This window comes from Paenibacillus sp. S33 (assembly GCF_053615415.1).
The window spans coordinates 3717436-3737437 of the sequence record NZ_JBSIEZ010000001.1; the positions used below are offsets into that span (position 1 = coordinate 3717436).

The following is a 20002-nucleotide window of genomic DNA, read 5'->3' on the forward strand; positions in this document are numbered from 1 at the left end:
ACTATAGTGTGCGAGACACCCAACAGGTTTATGCACATCCATTTTCATCCTGTAATTCGCATCGCCTCAGAATGTTTTCTTATTGCAATTTGAGGTGTGGCATGCTAAAATATTTTAAGTTGTGAAACGTTTGTGTTCATAAGTAATGCCTTTACAGGAGGTGAATGTAATGCCAAACATCAAATCCGCTATCAAACGCGTTAAAACTAGCGACAAACGCCGTGCGTTGAACGCTTCCCAAAAATCTGCGCTTCGTACAGCAGTAAAAGCTGCCGATACAGCGTTGGTAGGTAACGAAGCTGAAACTGCTGCTGCTGCTTTCAAAGTAGCTTCCCAAAAGCTGGACAAGGCTGTAACTAAAGGTCTGATCCACAAAAATGCAGCTGCTCGCAAGAAATCCCGCTTGGCGAAAAAACTTAACGCTCTTACAGCTCAAGCGTAAGCAGAGCTACTTTCATACGTTAATGAAAAAAACCTGACCAGCCTTGGCTGATCAGGTTTTTTTAGTTTATAACTTTTATTAATTTATAGAGTCAGCTTTTCACGATACATTAGCTGACTCTATAACAGCACATGGGGGGAATTAGATTGAAGCCCCCGCACCCATTTTCATCAAAAATAGTTCCAGTCCCAGTACCTTGTCAACGACACCTGTTTTCATATGATAATCCAGCTCGCCCAATTCGTAGAGAAGCTGACGCAGCTGCTCAGGGCGAAACCTCCGCGCTTGGTCTCCTGCAACTTTCACCCCATAAGGATGCAAACTAAGCTGACTCGCAATTTGTTGCTGGGAATAGCTTTGGCCTGCCAGCTCTTTGACCTGCAACATAATACGGAACTGGCGCGTGATCAAAGCGGCAATCTTGATCGGTTCCTCTTTTTGCTTAAGCAACTCATAGAAAATACTGAGTGCCTTATCCAGCCGCAAATTAGCCAGATCCTCAACCATCGCAAATACGTTTTGCTCTGTGTTACGAGGCACCAGGGATTCTATATCAGCGGATGAGATGGTTCCCTGTGCTCCTGCGTACAAGCAGAGCTTGTCTATCTCAGCAGCCAAGGATTGCAGCCCAGTACCTGTGAATTGAATGAGGCTTTCAGCAGCTCCTGCAGCCAATTGCACTTCTCTTTCTCCTGCACGCTTATGAATCCAAGCCACAAGATCATCTCCACCCATTGGAGCAAAAGCAATAACCGAAGCATCACTTTTCAGTTTTTTGACAATCTTTTTCCGTTCATCCAACTTTTCAGCCTGAACCGTAAAAACGATGACGCTATAGTCAGTCGGGTTATCCATATAAGTCAACAGCGTCTCAAGCCGGTGCTCTATCTTACCGCTATCTTTGCCTGCTGCAAATACACTGGTATCCCGTACAATAATCAGCTTCTTTGGTACCAGAAAAGGCGCTGTTTCCGCCTCCTCCACGACCACCTCAATGGGCGTTTCGGTTAAATCATAAGGAATGATGGCGAAGTCACGGTGCTCCTCTTCCACCACTTTCTCTTTAAGCATCTCAACAAACTGCTTCATTTGATATTTTTCACTGCCGTATAGCAAATACACTGGCGAAATGTCGCCTTTGCGAATAGCCTTAGAGGCTGTTTTTACATCCATTTTCCGTTCTCCCCCCACCCAATGATGGTACCCGACATCCGACCGGAAGGCAAGTCATGATACAAACGAAGGGACCCTGCCTATAGGCAGGATCCCTTCACCACCATCTATATCAACACGGCAGCAGAAAGCTCTAGAAACTTTCGGCCGTCGGGATACGACGTCGGTTCATATAGTTTATTCTCTGTTTTTAAAAGTGTGTCAACTTACGGAAACTATTTTCCAGTGCTGCGCGGGACGGTGTACGTATATTTACTTGCTGTCCCATCCTGCTCCGTCTCATACATAAAGGTCTGGCTGTCTTCTGACCAGCTGCCTTTGACCCAGGCACCTTTTAAAGTACGGACTTCCAGGGTTGTTCGGTCTACACCGTTATCGGAAAGCTTATACACTTTCAGCTTTTTGCCCTCAATAGCCACCGCATAGCTACCATCAGGCGAGTTGAGCTGATCTGTAGATGCGGATTGGGCACTATAGCTGGAAGCATTATCGTTGTCTGGAGAGACCAGTGAATTAGATACAAAGCCTTCTTTACGAACGGGGTCTTGTGACACGGATGATTGCTGATCATTAGAAGCTGCATTGCTGCTATCCGTTCCCAAGGTATTCCCCGAATCCTTAGTGATGCTTTTGGAAGTCGTGTCTTTCGACGTTTCGTTTGACGCAATCCGCTCCTGCACCTTCAATTCCTGACTAAGCGACGAAGATGAATCATTCGTACTCGTGCTATCGTTATTACCGTCCTGAGCCGTACCCGTACCCGCTAGGGGCGCTTTTTCCATTTTCGGTTCTAACTGTTCATCAGATGCAATCGTAGGTTGATCAGATTTTTCCTGACTTAACTGTTTGTCCTCAGATTTAGAAGCATCTGCAGCAGACGGATTTTCCTTTGTCATCTGACGATCCGTACGTAGCTGTCCCTGCCCTTCCTCCTGACGAGAAGAACGTTCAGCTGGTGCAGACTTCGTCGAATCTTCCTCCCCAGCTCGCTGATCGTCACGTTTCCCAGCATCCCGTTTGGAAGAGTTCTTTTCATCGTCTGCATTGGTCGCACCTTGTTTGCTCAGGTCAGGTTCTTTATCCGCAGGTGGCTGAGATGCATCCGTTCCTTGCCCCTGCTCTGATGGCTGCTGTGTAGAATCCGAACCAATGGCTGCATCACGGCCTCCACTGCCATTGGCTGTATCTGTAATTTCCGTCTGATTTTGCGGATTCGTCACTTCGGGCGACTGGGTTGTAAGTATGCCTTCCGCATCCTGCACTGTTTTAGGCTCGAAGTTAAATACTACAATACCCAGCACAACAGCAGCGGCAGCCACGCCCATAGCAGCGCGCCCAGCCATTCGATTCCACCAAGGTGTAGGCTGGGTACGCTGTCTAGGCACTGGTCCAGGCTCTACAGCCACAGGCTGCATTTCCTGAAGCGCACTTCCCTGCTCTTCACGTGCGCGGTCAATGGCATCAAGCTGAGGCATGATGGAATCCACCAGGCTGAACGCCGGGGAAACCGCAGGCAATTCCTCCAGCTCGCGAGAGAGTGTCTGAAGAATAAGAAATTTTTCCGCACAGTCCGGGCAAGTCGCAATATGGTTCATTAATTGGGACGTTTCTTCTTCGCCCAGCTCATGATCCACATAACGCTGCATCCAATCCATCACCTCTTCCCCACACTTCATCCTGATACACCACCTTTCTGATATTCCTGAAGTAGCCCTTGCAATTGCTGTCTTGCACGATATAAGTATGACTTGACCGTATTTAGCGGCAAATCCAGAGAATCTGCAATCTCGTTATAGGAAAAATCCTGCAGATATCTTAAGACAATTACCGTCCGGTGGTGCTCCGGAAGCTGTTGTATAGCCTCACGAACATCCTGTGCCATGTAAGAGGTCAACACCTCGACCTCCACATTTTGGGGATCGTTGAATATCATGTCGTGCTCGTCAATGGAAACCGAGGGTTTCGTTCTTCTGAATTTGTCGATGCATATATTCGTTACAATACGTTGGACCCAGGTTTTAAACTGCGCTTTTTCCTCATAAGAGTTAATTTTGGAATAGATCCGTATGAGGGCTTCTTGCGAAGCATCCATGGCGTCCTGCTCATTGTTTAGAATGTAATATGCCGTACGGTACACATGCTGTTCTATCTCTCTTAATAGGGTAATGAGAGCGTCGCGATCGCCCGATTGAGCGGCTCGAATGAGTCCCTGCTCTACCACAAAGGATCCCCCTCTCCCTGCAATATTACAGACGTATCCATTTTGCAAATTGTTGCAGGATAGACGTCTGACACTAATTTTATTTTTTTAACAAAAAAAATTATACCAAAAAGCCCAGAATCCCCAGCATATCCTCCCTTAGAATAACAGAAAAAGGGAAGGTAGTCACCTTCCCCTAGCTCCTACATACATCTAAATGCTAGCCTTCGAGCTGCAAGATCATATTGTTACTTCTTGGAAACCAAAAAATCAGATATGAGTTCTAATTGATAAGTCAGAGCAATCGGATCTTGAAAATAAAAATCGTCGATTGAGTATTGATATACTTTACCTGATTTAACGGCAGAAAGGTTCTTCCACACACTTTTAGATAAAATATCTTTTCCTTGGTCTGCTCCGTCGCCTCGAATACCCAACATTAAAAAATCGGCATCGCCCAGCATCTCCGGTAAAGCCTCTATTGAAATGCTGGCCCACCCCTTCTCGAACGCTGCCTTTTCTACCTTCTCAGGAGCATGAAGTCCCAGCTCATCATAAAGTATGGCTCCTCCACGTCCATAAGATTTTCCATATAGATATAATTCTTTTCCTGTAATCTCAAAAATAGCGATTTTTTTACCCGAATCAATGACGTCAGACAAAGCCTGTTTCTTCTCAGCAATCTTGGTTGCAAAATCAGCCAGGCAATTCTTCGCTTCCTGCTCCTTGTTTAACACTTTGCCCAGCTCCATCAGACGGTCCTTATATTGATATTTACCATATGGGATAAACACTGTAGGCGCTATTTTTTTCAGATTTTCATATGCTTTCTCATCATAGGTAATGATCAGATCCGGCTTTAGGGTGATTACCTTTTCAAGGGACAATGCGGAGCTGTCACCGATATTTTCAACACCATTCAAGTATTTTTTATAATATGGAGCATTAAATACGGTATCTGGAGCCCCTACAGGTGTAATACCAAGTGCTAGCACATCACCTACATAATCACCGACTGCTACTACGACACGCTGGGGATGCTCAGGAAGAGTAATTGTACCTTTATCACTTTCATATGTACGTGTGGCAGCCTCATCTCCAATTGATGTGGTCTTGGAAGCAGTCGATTGACCGCTTTCTGTTACAGTCCCACCTCCACTTGTAGCGCATGCACTCAATACCAGCATTAACGAAATGATGAACAAACAAGCTGATGCTCTAAATTTAAAATAACTCACAATATTCCTCCCGTTAATAATGATTCTCATTTTCATTACTTATATGATTCTATCAACGCTTACAGCTACTGTCCATGCAGATTGGATTCAAAGCAAACAGCCCACTCCTGAGAGTGAGCACCCGTTTTAGTATGTTGTTGTATTAGTATCTGTTTTGTACTGTTTGCGTTGGTAGCGCACACTCAGTTTTCCTTGCTGTGCTCGAATCTGTATCTCTCCCATCGTATCTGTTCGATATATAGCAGAATCAACTGCCGATAAACGTTCCAATACCGCTTCATTCGGATGTCCGTAAGTATTGGTCGCACCGACCGAAATAACGGATACTTTCGGTCGCCAGTAGGATAACCACTCTTCCGAGGTGGAATACTTGCTACCGTGATGTGCTATTTTCATGACATCTACAGCTTTCCCGACACCCCCCGTTGCTCCCTTATCTTTCACACTTGATGAAAAACGAGTTAATTCAGAGAGCAACGACGACTCTGCTGCATCATCCATATCTCCTGTGAACAAAAAAGAGGCTCCCTCCATCTCCAATATCATGGCAACAGAGTAATGATTTTGCTCCTTCATAACAGGCAACTGCTCAGATTCGTCCTCCGGTAGCGTAAACGGATAGAGAAAGCGGATTTTCGTAGCCTGGTCTGGCTCCCATTCCATACTATGATGTGCACCGTACAGCTTAATCTGCTTGTCTAAAGCCGTGTTCAACAGCTTACGGAATGGGGCTTTATCTGTCAGGGTACCATTAAAAAACAAGGTAGATACGGGAATCTGGTCAAGCACAGCCTGTAGTCCTCCTGCATGATCATGATCTCCGTGTGTTAAAATGACAGCGTCCAGCCGATGTACACCTCGTTGCTTTAGCAAGGGTACAATCGTATCTTCACCTACCTCATAGGGATCTGCGCGTTTGCGCCAAGCATTTTTCCCTGTAGCAAAGTCCATTGTACCCCCGCCATCCACCAAAATATGTTTCCCGCCCGGCGTGGTAATTAAAATGCTGTCACCTTGGCCCACATCCAGATATTGAACAGTTCCCGTATTTCCTCCACCAGGAGATTGATAACCTGTATACAATATCCCAAGCCAAGCGATAACACTTAGAGCCAGTGCCAAATGACGATAACCATTCCACTGTCGACGCGCAAATTTCCCTGCTCCCTCAGGTTCATGAGCTGTATTCAAAACAGCAGCCCATTCAGCAGAAGCCGCTAATCCCGTATACACGGGTGATGATATGGGAGTGGAATTCAAAACAGAATTATCATCTGTTTGCCTGCGAGATGTCAGCCACGTTTTAAGCCAGTACAGAACACTATACAGAGCTGCGTAATACGCCATGACCCACAGGATGGAGGAAGACGGCCAAATACTCACATAAGCATCATCCACATTCAGCCATTTCACTAGTAAAAAGGTCAAATCGTTCAATTGCTCTGCCGGCCACGCAAGAATACGAGCCCCATCCCCCCACAAAAAGGAAAGCCCCATCGCCACCGTACCTATCGGAAGCACGATATATGTAATAAGGGGTACAAGCACAAAATTGGCCGCAAGTGATAACAGCGAAGATTGATTAAAGTAGAATACCGTCATTGGAAACGAAACAAGCTGTGCCGTAATTGTAATCGCAACCTCACCTCCGATTAGGAAAGGCCATTTGGCGAAAAACGGCTTCATAAGCGGCATATAAATGAGCAACCCACCTGTCACCAAAAAGGAAAGCTGAAAGCTGACGCTAAGTAGATAATATGGATTCCAAATCAGCATGAGCAACGCGGATATACTTAAAATATTAAGTCCGTCTTTGAGCACACCTCGTCGGGCTGCAAACAAGCCGATCATCGCCATAATTCCCGCCCTCACAACAGAGGGAGAAGCACCTGTCAGCAGGACATAAGCCGGAATGAGTATCAAAACGACTGTAAGAGATGTCTCGCGGCTAACTCTTAGTAGCTTGAGTAAATATAATAGTGTAGCTGCATATACCGCCACATGCATGCCCGATATTGCTAAAATATGCGTTAAACCAAGCTTCGTAAACTCGTTATACGTTGCTGGGTCCAACTCATCTGTTACCCCAAGCACCAGTCCTTTCATATATCCTGCGTGATGAAGAGATGTAAATGCCGATTCCATTCTCTGCCCTAGTTGCTCCCTTAGCTGATCATTCCATCTGAACAAAGTGTAGCGGTTCCACAGTGAAGCCTCCTGCTTCTGTAACGAGGCTGCCCCATCGCCTTTGAAAAGCCAGTGGATCTCCTGTGTGTGCAGGTATTCACTGTAATCAAAGCTACCAAAGTTCCCCGCTTTTGTAGGAGCCTTTAAGGTGCCACGCAGTACGACTGCATCTCCACGTTGCCACGCTGCTGCAAGTTGCTGTTCCTGCTTGGCAGCCAACTTGATATGAACAATGACCTGTTCAGAAATTGGTGTACGATTCTCGTCCTTTTTCGAATGACTTCCGTAGTGATTGATTGAGGTGACTCTCATCTCAAACTGTGTTCGATCACCATCTACCTGTATTTTAGAAGCGATAAGCCCTGCTACTTGAACAGGCATGTCTTCCACCATAGAAGACGATACATGAAGAGCATCGGGAATACTGCTAACATTATGCGTATCATGCCAAAACCAATGAAATCCACCACCGCTGAATGCAAGCCAAAGTAATACCATATGCCGGATGGGGATTTTCATCCATAAAGCTATAAGCGGAAAGATCAGAGTAACCCCCGCCCAGAGTAACAAAAGCATATGTCCAGAATACAGACATGCTCCCGCACTTCCGGTAATCCAACAAACAGTAAGGGTCAATATAGGTCTAGTTAACACAAGCTTAGCTTGAATACAATCACCTTCCGGTAGCAAACATTGCTTTCTGTCCAAAAAACACAAAACAAAAAGAACCTCTGACAAAATAGCATTCGTCAGAGGTTCTTCCTCGTTTACTTTTTTAATTCATTACATCCATCAGCGTTTCTTTTGGTGGATGATAGGTTTTCAGCATACGAAAGGCGATTCCCTTTTCCTCCATCATAGCACGAACCTTGTCGGCATCTTTGGGATAAGGTCGGTGGTATACAATCTCCACAATACCGCTGTTCGCCAACATATTGGCACACGTCCAGCATGGCTGGTCGGTGACATATACTGAAGAGCCTTCACGATCAATTCGGTCAGTAAACAGCAGCAGGTTCTGCTCCGCATGAATAGTGCGAATACAACGCTGCTTCTTAACCATTTCCTCGCGCCCATCACGGTGAACGACCTCATACTCCTCTGAGATCATGCAGCCTGCCTCAGAACAGTCAGGTACCCCGGATGGTGCTCCATTATAGGCCGTCCCCAAAAGCTTTTTACCTTGTACAAGTACGGCTCCAACATGACGCCGCGCACAGCGCGAACGGGTGGATACCATATAAGCGATATCCATGAAATAGGTGTCCCAGTCCTTGCGTACATCTGCACTCATTTCCATCTCTCCCGTATAAACAAGTTAAAACGTAAACCATATCCGCTACCGCCGTTCTCAGGACCTGTACATTATAATCTTACATAAGTTACAAACTGACATACGGCTTCATTTTAGCCAACATTTTAGCTCCGATTCCCTTTACATGATCCAAATCGTTCACACGTTTGAACGCCCCGTGCTGATTACGGTAGTTCAGTATAGCCTCGGCTTTTTTAGCCCCAACCCCTGGTAATTCCATTAACTCAGCAGCAGTCGCCGTGTTGATGTTTACCTTTTTTTCGCCGGAATCGGGTGTAGTAACCGAATCACTTACCCTATTGGTCCTACTCGTCGTTGCACCACTCGAACTGACAATACCTGTGTCTGAGCTCGGATTCGCAACACCTGACTGCTTTACGGTACTTGAATTTCCCGCAATAGAGTTTTCGCTCACAGCAGCAGATACACCAGTAGAAATCTGCACAGTATCACGTTTCACATTGTCAGCGGCTTCGGCATTCCTACTGCGCTCAGCTTTGTCTGAAGGTTCTTTTACACCAGGCTTTTTCTGGGCGTAGTCACTGCTGCGCTGCGACTCATTTGGCTCTGCCTCCATCGCCACAGCCTGCTCCACCTTATGGTTAAGTAAAGTCCACTCTTCTTGCGGCTCAGAGCGCTGTCCTCCGGCAAATAAAATAAGTCCACTCCCGATTACAGCAAGCGTTATCGCTGTTCCTGTCCATACACGTTTCATTTCCGTATCGTCCCCTACTCCACATGGATTTCGGGAAATTGAGCCGACTGAAAACACCGTCTCAATCAAACAGAGCAAGTCTGTCCAATTCCCGTTAAACCGGAGGGTGCAAACAACCTCCATACGGTCTCGCTGTGAGCATTTTCACAAAAAAGTGGTACGACCCCGGGGACGATCTAACATGCTCAGACATAAAATTCGTCATGTCGGCCAAGACCAGGCGCATACACTAAGAAGAATGACAGCTGACAGCACAGCGTCTATACCGCAAAGTATGAAAGGAGGACGTTGAACAATGAAAGTTGGATTTATCGGGACTGGCAGCATGGGAAGCCTGCTAATTGAGTCTTTTATTAATTCTAACGCACTCAAGCCGCAGCAAATATCAGCAAGCAATCGAACGCATTCCAAGGTAACCGAGCTAGCCCGTCGCTATCCAGGTTTGCATGCAGCCCAAAGCAACCGTGAAACGGCAGCGGAAAGCGATGTTCTGTTTATCTGTGTGAAGCCGCTGGAATCAAAAGCCGTAACGGATGAAATACGCAACGTCATTACAGAAGAGCAAATCGTCGTATCTATCACAAGCCCGGTGCAGATTCGTATTTTGGAACATGCACTGAAAGCCAAAGTGTCCAAAATTATTCCAAGTATCACCCACCAAGTGGGCAGCGGAGCCTCGCTCTGCATCCATGGAAGCCGGATTACAGAGGAGGATCGTACCCTTCTGGAAGAGCTTATGTCCCACATCAGCAGGCCGATTCGGGTTAAAGAATCTTATACTCGGATCACGTCGGATTTTTCGAGTTGTGGTCCTGCTTTCTTGGCCTTTTTTATGGACCAGTGGATTCAAGCCGCAGTTCAAGCTACAGGTATAGACCGTACGGAGCTATGCGCCCTGGCCGGTGAAATGATCATCGGCACTGGAAAGCTGCTCACGGAAGGCGGGATGACACCAGCCGAGTTACAGGCCAGAGTGGCGGTTCCCGGAGGTATTACCGCCGAAGCTCTCGCATTGTTGGACATCAGCCTGCATAGCGTCTTTCCCGAGCTGATACAGGCCACGCACAACAAGTATGAAGAGGACATGCAAAAGGTAGATGTCTCCTTCGGCTTAAAGCCGATTAACCGGCAACAATATTAACCAGCTTACCTGGAACAGCAATTACCTTGCGGATCGTTTTGCCGGCCAGTGCCTGCTGAACATTGTCCAACGACACAGCGAATGCCTCCATCGCTTTAGCATCAAGATCCTTGGCAATCGTTGCACGCTGCACAATTTTACCATTCACTTGCACAACAATTTCCACTTCGGCGTCCACCGTCCATGCTTCATCATAAGCAGGCCAAGCCGCGTAGGTAATGCTATCATTGTGCCCCAGCAGCTGCCACAATTCCTCAGCCAGATGGGGTGCAAGCGGCGACAGCATTTGCACGAAGTTTTCCATTGCTGCACGCGGCAGAAGGTCTGCTTTGTATGCATCGTTGGTGAAGATCATCAGCTGGCTGATCGCTGTATTGAAGCGCAGCGCATCCAGATCTTCGGTTACTTTTTTCAGCGTCTTATGCCAAGTACGATTGAACTCATCGCTACCGCCGTCATTTGTAATTTTATCGTTCAGGCTACCATCCTCGGAAACAAACAGGCGCCATACGCGGGACAGAAAACGATGTGCTCCCTCTACCCCATTCTCATTCCATGGCTTGGTCGCTTCCAGCGGCCCCATAAACATCTCATAAATACGCAGCGTATCGGCGCCAAATGTATTGACAATATCATCAGGATTAATGACATTACCGCGTGATTTACTCATTTTTTCATTGTTGTTGCCCAAAATCATACCCTGGTTGACCAGCTTATAAAAAGGCTCTTTCGTTTCCACTACGCCGATATCATACAGTACCTTATGCCAGAAACGGGCATACAGCAAGTGAAGAACCGCATGTTCCGCTCCGCCAATATACAAATCAACAGGCATCCATTCACGTTGTTTCTCTTTGGATACAAGCTCTTTGTCATTTTTCGGATCAATAAAGCGCAGGTAATACCAGCAACTTCCTGCCCATTGCGGCATTGTATTCGTCTCGCGACGTGCTTTCATACCTGTCTCAGGATCAATGGTTTCCACCCAATCTGTTGCGTTCGCCAGCGGGGATTCACCTGTACCTGAAGGCTTGATATTGTCCATCTCCGGCAGTACGAGCGGAAGTTGGTCCTCAGGAACCGTTTTGATCGTTCCATCCTCCAGATGAATTACCGGAATCGGCTCGCCCCAATAGCGTTGACGGCTGAACAGCCAGTCACGCAGGCGGTAGGTGACTTTGCCGTGTCCTTTGCCCTCGGCTTCCAGCCATTCAATCATCTTCGGAATCGCTTCCTCGTTGGTAAGTCCATTCAGCGGGCCTGAATTGACGTGCGGTCCATCCTCAGTATATGGCTCATTAGCCACATCTCCACCTTGGACAACCTCAATGATATTCAATCCGAATTGCTTGGCAAATTCCCAGTCACGCGTATCGTGAGCAGGTACAGCCATAATCGCTCCAGTTCCGTAGCCTGCCAGTACATAGTCAGCAATCCAGATCGGCAACTTTTCGCCGTTCACCGGGTTCACTGCATAAGCTCCTGTAAATACGCCTGTTTTATCCTTGGCCAGATCCGTACGCTCCAGATCGCTTTTACGAGCAGCTTGTTCACGGTACTGTTGTACAGCATCCTTTTGCTCAGGCGTAGTGATAATATCCACTAATTCCTGCTCTGGTGCCAGCACACAGTAGCTTGCGCCGAACAGTGTATCTGGGCGGGTTGTAAATACTGTGAGTTGCTCGTCATAGCCTTCAATTGGAAAACGAACCTCTGCCCCGGTAGACTTACCGATCCAGTTCCGCTGCATATCCTTAATACTCTCAGACCAATCCAGTTCCTCCAGATCATCCAGCAGACGATCCGCGTATTCCGTAATTTTCAGCATCCATTGACGCATTGGTTTACGGACGACCGGATGACCGCCACGCTCACTCTTGCCGTCAATAACTTCTTCATTCGCCAGCACTGTTCCCAGCGCTGGGCACCAGTTCACGGGTACTTCAGCTACATATGCAAGGCCGCGCTTGTACAGCTGGATGAAGATCCACTGTGTCCATTTGTAGTAATCAGGGTCCGTCGTGCTGATTTCACGATCCCAGTCGTAGGAGAAGCCGAGCGATTTGATTTGACGGCGGAAGTTATTTACGTTTTTCACCGTAATTTCGCGTGGGTGCTCCCCTGTATCCAGCGCATGCTGCTCGGCAGGCAGACCGAAGGCGTCCCAACCCATCGGATGCAGTACGTTGTAGCCGCGCATTCTTTTATAACGTGAAACAATATCCGTAGCTGTGTAGCCCTCTGGGTGGCCTACATGCAGGCCGGCTCCAGATGGGTACGGAAACATATCCAAAGCATAAAACTTCGGTTTGCCCGGCTCTTCCCCGGTGCGGAACGTCTTGTTCTCATCCCAATATTTCTGCCATTTTGGTTCAATACTTTGCGGTTGATAGCCGTGCTTCGGCTGTGTGTCTGTCATTGTCTTTTCCTCCTCAAACGGTATGCAACAAAAAAACCTCTGCATCCCGTAGCGTGTCAGCGCTAGGGACGAGAGGTTATATTCCCGTGGTACCACCCTAGTTAGCAGAAAGCGTTCTTCGCGTTCTACTCCCTTTGCACCTGATAACGGAGGTGATCCGATGCGGGTTAATAACAGGATACAAGCACCTGTAAAGGCGTTCCTGCGTTGGACGCATATCTCCGAGGCGAGTTCACTTTGCGCTGTCAACCGGCTTGCACCACCCGCCGGCTCTCTATATGTCCAGACAAAGCTACTATTCCTCATCAGCGATTGTTTAACCGTTAATAATGGCACTATTATATTGAAAACCGCGAAAAAAGTCAAATAAGGACTAGCTTTGGTGTTAAAGACCCTCTTCATACTAATTGTTCATGACACATGCATACGAATGTTTTATAATAACTTCGAATTAAATTGATGCAATTGAGTTGAGTTGAGATAAGAAAGGTGAGCTGAGACATGGCACAGATTAAAATTTTCGGAATAAAAGAAGCTTTAAATCCAATCAAAAAGCAGCTTTCAGAGGTGATTCATTCTGCTGTGGTGGATGCGTTCAAATATCCTCCAGACAAGAGGTTTCATCGTTTTTTTCCTATGGATCAGGAAGACTTTATATATGCCGATGGTCGCTCTGAGGCGTACACCATTATTGAAATCAGTATCTTTGAAGGCAGAACGACAGAAGCTAAGAAGCAGCTCATCCAGCTGTTATTCCAACGAATTACGGACCATTTTGGCATTGCTCCACAGGATCTTGAGATTACTATATTTGAAACGCCTAAACAGAACTGGGGTATTCGGGGTGTACCGGGTGATGAGCTTCAGTTGAACTATAAAGTGAATATATAAGTGCAAAAAGACGCCCTTCATGTCATCATGAAAAGCGTCTTTCTTTTCCTAAATTTGCTCAATGAGTCTTCACTATTTTACAGCAACATAAAACAGTCTCGCCGCGTCACCTTCTGCTTCTACCCATTCAAAATCCGCATATACCTTCACATCACGAAAACCTGCTTTGGACAATTCTGCCTTCATCCAATCTGGATCATAGGCACGCTGTACATGAATTTCCTCGAAACGCTGATACAGATCGCGTCCTTCATGTTCTGCTTTTGCAAAGATACTAAGATGATGCTCAATTTCACAACGTGGAGTGTCCAACGCACATGTCCAGATATATGAGATAGAGCGATCATCCAGTACGAATGGCTGCTCTTCATCATAACGTAAAAACGTCTGCGGATGATGTACATCGAACAAGAAGGTTCCGCCAGGCTTCAGACCAGCATGAGTTCTACGAAAAGTAGAAATTATATCTTCTTCCTCCAACAAGTAATTCAGACAATCGCAAAAAGAAATTACAGAATCCACAGGCTCGGGTAAAACCCATTCTCTCATATCTTGCTGTATCCAGCGAACGCTTCCCTCACGAAACAATCGCTGTCCCTGGGGAGTGGTTTCCATTTTGCGACGGGCTACTGCCAGCATGTCAGAGGATAAGTCGATTCCAGACACTTCGAAGCCCGAGTTAACTAGGGGAATCGTAATCGAACCCGTTCCACAGCCCAGCTCAGCCACCGTATGCGGCATACCGTACTGATCCCAAGCCTGCCGTGCAAAGCGTAACCAGTCCGGGTACGGCATGTCCTGCATCAGCTCATCATACACATAGGCAAACTTCCGGTAAGAAGCCATTTTTATTCCCCATTCCCGTCCTTCGGTTTCGGCATTTTCTCCACCAGGTAGGTCCAGTTTTCCTTTTGTGTAACCATTCCTTCCTTCATCAGCTTGCCCATCGCACGCTTGAAGGCGGATTTACTAATACCAAACCGTTGCTTGATAATATCCGGCGGCGTTGCGTCGGAGTAAGGCATGCCGCCACCCGGACGCTCTTTCAGAAAAGCAATCAATCGATCTGCATCCTCATCACGGCCTACTTCCTTGCGTGGCGACATCGCCAGATTGACCCGACCGTCTTCGCGAACAAGTGTGACCCGTACCTTGACCTCTTCGCCCAAGCGAAGCATCCGGTTGCGTTCCGAGGAGTGAATCATCCCAATCGCACCAAAACCAAGCACACCTCCGTCCACCAGAACGAACGTGCCCATTTGAAGCGGCTTGTACACCGTCGCCTGCACCCACGTATTCAGCCACGAATCAGGGGCGTGAAAGCACAACGGAGCAAGCTCCTGTTCCCCTGCCAGCTTAGCCCGCAGTCTACCTTGCTTGTCATGCTCCATAATGGCATATACGTAGTCGCCCACCTGCGGATGTAAATCTCGGTTTTCTGGCAACTCACGAATCGGCAGCAAAAGCTGACGACCCAATCCCATCTCTAGGAAACAACCCAAACGCGGATGCACATCGGCCACCTCAAGCTTTGCCATTTCGCCCAACGACAAGAACGGCTTTTTCATAGTTGCGGCCAAGCGGTCCTCTGTATCGTGAAAAATAAATACCTCCAACCGTTCACCAACTTCAATTTCACGTGTCAGCTCCGTATAATGCAGCAGCACATCCTGCTCACCAACAGTGAGAAAGTAGCCGAAAGGAGATACCTCACGATCCACCATAATGGTGACATAAGTACCAGCGATCAAACTCATACCTTTTCCACAACCTTAGCATCCGACCAGAGTCGTTCAATGTTATAGTATTCGCGCTCGTCGCGATGGAAGACATGCACTACGACATCCCCCAAATCCATTAGAACCCAACGGGCGGAATCCATTCCTTCGATTCCTTTGATGGTTACACCTTCATCATGAGCGCGTTTGCGAATTTCTGTTGCAATCGCCTGTACCTGTGTATCCGAATTACCGTGGCAGATGACAAAATAATCAGCTACTAGTGATACTCCCCGCAAATCCAGTGCGACAACATTCATTGCCTTTTTATCATTTGCAGCATCAACCGCTGTTTGCATTAATTGCTCATTAGTTAGGGTCATTCATGAACCTCCGTTTTTCTCTGTTTTAGTTGTTGAATCAAGTCATTACGCGACAAGACTGTTAGTGGAAAAATAACCTTTTTCTTTTCCAGCAACAATGAAATCGTGGAGTCGAATCCAGCGATAAGGCCCTGCTCCAAGCTTTTCTTTGCCTGTTTACGGATATGCTCAACCCCCGGAAAATCCCGTCCCGGTTCGATGTAATCAGCGAGACACACGACTTTATCCAGCAGGCTCATACCTACGCGTCCTGACGTATGCCAGCGAATCGCATTCCTTATTTCCGGATCATCCACTCCGTAATCTCTTGCTGCAACGCAGTATCCTACCTCTGAATGCCAGAGCTGCTTGTCATGTTCCAAAAGCTCCTGATCACATTCGGGATGACTGCGAATCACCTCTTCCATCTGCTGAACAGGCCAATATTTTGCTACATCATGCAAAATAGCCGCCAGTTCTGCCTTATCCGGATCTGCTCCATAGCGCTTCGCAAGCTCCACTGAGGTATGCATAACACCTAGTGTGTGCTTCCAGCGCTTTTCAGGCATTTGACCAGATACGGCTTCCATTAATTGCTCACGGCTGTACTTCATACAAACAGCCCCTTGTAATATAGTCATGCACACGATCTGGCACAAGATAACGGATAGTGCGCCCTTCCGCAGCACGCTCTCGAATATCCGTCGACGAAATATCCACCACCGGCATATCCGCCAGCAGTACCTTGTCCTTCAAATAATGCGGCAACTCATCCAACGCAAGCTGGAACCCTGGGCGCCGAACACCAATAAAACAAATTCGCTGCGCCAGCTCCTCAATTCCCTGCCAATGAGGCAAGTAGTTCACCATATCCGCACCAATAATAAAATAAAAATCCACAGCAGAGTGCAACTCTTGAAGCTCCTTGATCGTGTCAATGGTATAGGATACTCCCCCGCGAAGCACTTCAATATCCAGCACTTCAAAAGCAGGATGACCCGCTACCGCTTCACTCGTCATCTCCAGACGCTCCTTACCGCTCGCCCCCGCCTGATGCTTGTGCGGAGGAATATGAGAAGGCATAAACCATACTTGATCCAGCCCATAGGCATCTCTTGCCGCTTCTCCAGCCAGCAGATGTCCAATATGAATCGGGTCAAATGTACCACCCATAATACCGATTTTCATAATTTTCTCCCCGCGTGTTATCCTCTAGGCAACTCAATTTCCTTATGATCACGGGATTCTTTGTACAAAATAATAGTGCTCCCGATGATCTGAACAAGCTCAGAACCTGTCTCCGCGGCCAGTTCTTCCGCAATTTCATGCTTGTCGTCCAAACAGTTGTTCAAAATTTGCACTTTCATCAACTCACGCTTTTCAATCGCATCGTTGATGTGACGCATAAGATGCTCATTCGTACCGTTTTTACCTACTTGAAAAACCGGGTCCAAATGATGCGCCATTGAACGCAAATATCTTTTTTGTTTACCTGTTAACATGTATATTTAACCCCTTCGTCGCCACATATACAATGCAGCATTTCCATAATTTTAATGTACAATCTTACTTACGACAGGCTACTCAGCACAGCCGCTCTCATTTGCTCTACAGCAGGGACAACCCCTGTAAAATACTCAAAAGCCACAGCCCCCTGGTACACGAACATGCCCAAACCCCCATGTACAGTGCAGCCGCGCTGTTCACGGCTTTCCTGTAAAAGTCTCGTTTCCAGCGGGTTGTAGATCAAATCACTCACAATGATTCCCTCCGGAATCAAGCTCGTTTCCAGTGGAAGCTCATCCGATAAAGGAGACATTCCCACCGAGGTTGTGTTAATCAACACATTCACTGTGGCGAGCACGCTCTTGGCATCTTCGTTGGAATAACCCCTCACTGGGATCGCTTCCGTCGTCCACTCTAATGCCAGTTGCTCAGCTTTGTCACGTGTTCGGTTCAAAATAATAACCGATTCCGGTTGCTCCTTTAACAGAGCATGAATCACACCACGAGCAGCCCCTCCGGCTCCAAGAACAGCAATTCTTGCGCCCTTCAACTCGACAGAAGTCTCTTCTTTGAGGGAACGTACGTAGCCAATTCCGTCCGTGTTATAGCCCTTAAGACGTCCATTGTCATTCACTATCGTATTGACAGCGCCAATGAGTCTGGCCCCTTCATCAATCTCATCCAGATATTTCATAACCTCAACTTTATGGGGAATCGTCACATTGACTCCGCGGAAATGCAAAGCGCGAATCCCCTTCATGGCATCTTCCAGCTGATCCGGTTTGACTTGAAGAGGTACAAAATCTCCTTCAATCCCCGCTGCCTGTAAAGCTATTTTATGCATAAGAGGCGATTTGGAGTGCTTGATCGGATCACCCAATACGCCCAATAGTACAAGACCTTGTTCGGTCGCTTCAGACTCCCCGCTGTTCATCGTTGCTCTCCCCCATATTGCAAAATATTAGGCCGCACAAATACATGAATGGCGGCAGGAACCAGTACCTGTTCCTTGCCGCCCTATAACATGGTTACAGCAACGTTATATCAACGCAGGCCGCAAAAGCACACGGACTCCCCGAGGAGCATGAACCGCAATCAGAGCTCCGTTCTCGCTATTTACCCTGATCCATCCCAAACCGGAAATGTAGATGTCCGATGGAGATTTGCGTGGAACGCGGAACTCATGTCTTGTCCATTCCGGCATCTCTGCCAATTGATCGCGTGTTGGCGGAGATAACAATTCCCCGGCATGATCAGCGAACAACTGATCAGCTCGCTCCAGCTTCGTGCGATGTATCTTAAGACCACCGTTAATGTAGCAGGTAAATGATTGGTGCTGACCCTCCACAAAATCAAATCGGGCCATACCGCCGAAAAACAATGTTTGTCCAGCATCAAGCTGATATGCAGCAGGCTTCAGCGGCTTGTCTGGCATAATAGCGCTCAAGTCCTGGCGGGAGACGATTTCACTGAATCGCCAAGGGTATACAATACCCGGAGTATCAATAATGTGCTTGCCGTCGTCGAGCGGAATATTCACCATATCGAGTGTAGTTCCCGGGTAACGGGACGTTGTGAGTTCCTGCTCCATATCGCTATAATCACGAATCAAGCGATTAATAAGCGTGGATTTACCCACATTTGTCGCTCCGACTACATATACATCGCGGTTACCACGAAGCTCAGATACCACATCCAACAGACGGTCAAAGCCCTGATTTTTTTTAGCTGAGCACAGTACGATTTCTTCCGTGCGAAGTCCTTGCTCCTTCGCTTGCTTTTGTACCCAGTTACGTACCTTGTTCCAATTCGTTACCTTAGGCAGCAAATCGGTCTTGTTCACAGCCAGTATAACTGGATTGGAGCCTACAAAGCGTTGCAAACCGGAAATCAAGCTACCTTCAAAATCAAAAATATCTACAATGTGGATGACGAGCGCATCCTTGTCGCCAATCTGGCTGAGCAGCTTCAAGAACTCATCTTGATCCACCGTAACTGAAGACGTCTCATTATAGTTTTTGATCCGGAAGCAACGCTGACAGATGACAGGTTCGCGAGTAAGCAATTTTTCAGGAATATATCCCGGAAGCTCCGGGCTAGTGGTCTGCACGGTGATACCGCAACCACTACATTTGACGGCAGTGCCGCCGTCAGGTCTTTCAGTCATTCTTCTTTTCCTCCTCAAGCCATAAGCCTTTCTTACGTAACCTTGTGAGCGCGATTCGCTCCAACCGCCGATTAAATCGGGTCATGACTCCTTCATCATGAATGGATATCGGTAGCACCAACACCGTATGCAATCCCAGTCGGTTGCCTCCCAATACGTCCGTCAACATTTGGTCCCCGACCATAATAGTCTCTTCCGGAGTCAGCCCCATCATACGGATGGCTCTACGAAAAGACGAGTTGGAGGGTTTCCGTGCGGCATGTATAAATTCAATGTCCAAAGGCGTAGCAAACACGGATACACGGTCCATATTGTTGTTAGACACGATGACAAGCTTAAAACCCGCCTGTTTGACCTTCTCAAACCAGGCCACCAGCTCGGGAGTCGCATTCGGCGCTTTTGCACCGACCAGCGTGTTATCTAGATCCGTAATAATGCCGCGATATCCTTGAGCATACAAGCCTTCAAGATCAATATCAAAGACGGTATTCACCCGTAATTTGGGCATCAGCATTTCAAACAACGTCG

The 20002-nt window shown here is 47.3% G+C and carries 20 protein-coding genes and 1 other annotated feature; of the genes, 3 read left to right on the forward strand and 17 right to left on the reverse strand.

Annotated features, from left to right (window positions below):
• Window positions 1–169: 169 nt before the first annotated feature.
• The gene (rpsT, locus tag ACWGXJ_RS16880; protein ID WP_013311181.1) at window positions 170–442 is read left to right on the forward strand and encodes a 30S ribosomal protein S20; all 273 of its coding nucleotides are present in this window, start codon (window positions 170–172) and stop codon (window positions 440–442) included.
• 141 nt (window positions 443–583) lie between these two features.
• Here the strand turns inward: rpsT and holA are convergent, their stop codons facing one another.
• The 7 genes from holA to ACWGXJ_RS16915 all read right to left on the reverse strand — a co-directional run bounded on the left by holA (window position 584) and on the right by ACWGXJ_RS16915 (window position 9270).
• Window positions 584–1615, reverse strand: a complete 1032-nt coding sequence (gene holA / locus ACWGXJ_RS16885; protein ID WP_029515366.1) for a DNA polymerase III subunit delta — start codon at window positions 1613–1615, stop codon at window positions 584–586.
• A gap of 215 nt (window positions 1616–1830) precedes the next feature.
• Entirely contained in the window at window positions 1831–3291 is a 1461-nt protein-coding gene (locus ACWGXJ_RS16890; protein ID WP_254350316.1) for a zf-HC2 domain-containing protein, read from the reverse strand.
• Window positions 3288–3836 carry an RNA polymerase sigma factor gene (locus tag ACWGXJ_RS16895; RefSeq protein ID WP_013311184.1) on the reverse strand — a complete coding sequence of 183 codons (549 nt, stop codon included), beginning with the start codon at window positions 3834–3836 and terminating at the stop codon, window positions 3288–3290. The genes ACWGXJ_RS16890 and ACWGXJ_RS16895 overlap by 4 nt, the downstream gene beginning before the upstream one ends.
• Before the next feature lie 227 nt (window positions 3837–4063).
• Window positions 4064–5053 carry an iron-hydroxamate ABC transporter substrate-binding protein gene (locus ACWGXJ_RS16900; protein ID WP_061830380.1) on the reverse strand — a complete coding sequence of 330 codons (990 nt, stop codon included), beginning with the start codon at window positions 5051–5053 and terminating at the stop codon, window positions 4064–4066.
• 126 nt (window positions 5054–5179) lie between these two features.
• A complete protein-coding gene (locus ACWGXJ_RS16905; RefSeq protein ID WP_452567199.1) occupies window positions 5180–7810 on the reverse strand; it encodes a ComEC/Rec2 family competence protein in 2631 nt (876 codons plus the stop codon).
• Window positions 7811–8015: 205 nt separating this feature from the next.
• Window positions 8016–8534: a deoxycytidylate deaminase gene (locus ACWGXJ_RS16910; RefSeq protein WP_025723414.1), complete on the reverse strand. Its 519-nt coding sequence runs from the start codon at window positions 8532–8534 to the stop codon at window positions 8016–8018.
• 88 nt (window positions 8535–8622) lie between these two features.
• Window positions 8623–9270, reverse strand: a complete 648-nt coding sequence (locus ACWGXJ_RS16915) for a ComEA family DNA-binding protein (protein ID WP_452567200.1) — start codon at window positions 9268–9270, stop codon at window positions 8623–8625.
• Window positions 9271–9565: 295 nt separating this feature from the next.
• Here ACWGXJ_RS16915 and comER point away from each other — a divergent pair, with 295 nt between their 5' ends.
• Window positions 9566–10411, forward strand: a complete 846-nt coding sequence (comER, locus tag ACWGXJ_RS16920) for a late competence protein ComER (RefSeq protein WP_028540440.1) — start codon at window positions 9566–9568, stop codon at window positions 10409–10411.
• Here the strand turns inward: comER and leuS are convergent.
• On the reverse strand, window positions 10392–12830 hold the full coding sequence (leuS, locus tag ACWGXJ_RS16925) for a leucine--tRNA ligase (RefSeq protein ID WP_250260885.1): 2439 nt from the start codon (window positions 12828–12830) through the stop codon (window positions 10392–10394). The two genes, comER and leuS, sit on opposite strands and share 20 nt — an antisense overlap.
• A 61-nt stretch (window positions 12831–12891) precedes the next feature.
• Window positions 12892–13148: a binding site (T-box leader), on the reverse strand.
• 183 nt (window positions 13149–13331) lie between these two features.
• Here leuS and ACWGXJ_RS16930 point away from each other — a divergent pair.
• Window positions 13332–13721 carry a tautomerase family protein gene (locus ACWGXJ_RS16930; protein WP_069290032.1) on the forward strand — a complete coding sequence of 130 codons (390 nt, stop codon included), beginning with the start codon at window positions 13332–13334 and terminating at the stop codon, window positions 13719–13721.
• A 72-nt stretch (window positions 13722–13793) separates the two neighbouring features.
• On the opposite strand, the gene ACWGXJ_RS16935 is transcribed toward ACWGXJ_RS16930, so the two are convergent.
• From ACWGXJ_RS16935 to ACWGXJ_RS16975, 9 genes are all read right to left on the reverse strand, one after another.
• The gene (locus tag ACWGXJ_RS16935) at window positions 13794–14567 is read right to left on the reverse strand and encodes a class I SAM-dependent DNA methyltransferase (RefSeq protein ID WP_250268861.1); all 774 of its coding nucleotides are present in this window, start codon (window positions 14565–14567) and stop codon (window positions 13794–13796) included.
• 2 nt (window positions 14568–14569) lie between these two features.
• A complete protein-coding gene (locus tag ACWGXJ_RS16940) occupies window positions 14570–15478 on the reverse strand; it encodes a CvfB family protein (RefSeq protein ID WP_322160762.1) in 909 nt (302 codons plus the stop codon).
• A complete protein-coding gene (gene rsfS, locus ACWGXJ_RS16945) occupies window positions 15475–15822 on the reverse strand; it encodes a ribosome silencing factor (protein WP_452567201.1) in 348 nt (115 codons plus the stop codon). Before rsfS ends, ACWGXJ_RS16940 begins: the two co-directional genes overlap by 4 nt.
• On the reverse strand, window positions 15819–16415 hold the full coding sequence (gene yqeK, locus ACWGXJ_RS16950) for a bis(5'-nucleosyl)-tetraphosphatase (symmetrical) YqeK (protein ID WP_039272316.1): 597 nt from the start codon (window positions 16413–16415) through the stop codon (window positions 15819–15821). Before yqeK ends, rsfS begins: the two co-directional genes overlap by 4 nt.
• The gene (gene nadD, locus ACWGXJ_RS16955; RefSeq protein ID WP_039272317.1) at window positions 16399–16989 is read right to left on the reverse strand and encodes a nicotinate-nucleotide adenylyltransferase; all 591 of its coding nucleotides are present in this window, start codon (window positions 16987–16989) and stop codon (window positions 16399–16401) included. Before nadD ends, yqeK begins: the two co-directional genes overlap by 17 nt.
• Before the next feature lie 17 nt (window positions 16990–17006).
• A complete protein-coding gene (yhbY, locus tag ACWGXJ_RS16960; RefSeq protein WP_013311197.1) occupies window positions 17007–17303 on the reverse strand; it encodes a ribosome assembly RNA-binding protein YhbY in 297 nt (98 codons plus the stop codon).
• Between the two features lie 68 nt (window positions 17304–17371).
• Entirely contained in the window at window positions 17372–18241 is an 870-nt protein-coding gene (aroE, locus tag ACWGXJ_RS16965; protein WP_452567202.1) for a shikimate dehydrogenase, read from the reverse strand.
• Between the two features lie 105 nt (window positions 18242–18346).
• Complete coding sequence (gene yqeH / locus ACWGXJ_RS16970) at window positions 18347–19474, reverse strand: ribosome biogenesis GTPase YqeH (RefSeq protein ID WP_039272319.1); 1128 nt, start codon at window positions 19472–19474, stop codon at window positions 18347–18349.
• On the reverse strand, window positions 19467–19997 hold the full coding sequence (locus ACWGXJ_RS16975; protein ID WP_013311200.1) for a YqeG family HAD IIIA-type phosphatase: 531 nt from the start codon (window positions 19995–19997) through the stop codon (window positions 19467–19469). Before ACWGXJ_RS16975 ends, yqeH begins: the two co-directional genes overlap by 8 nt.
• Window positions 19998–20002 lie beyond the last annotated feature (5 nt).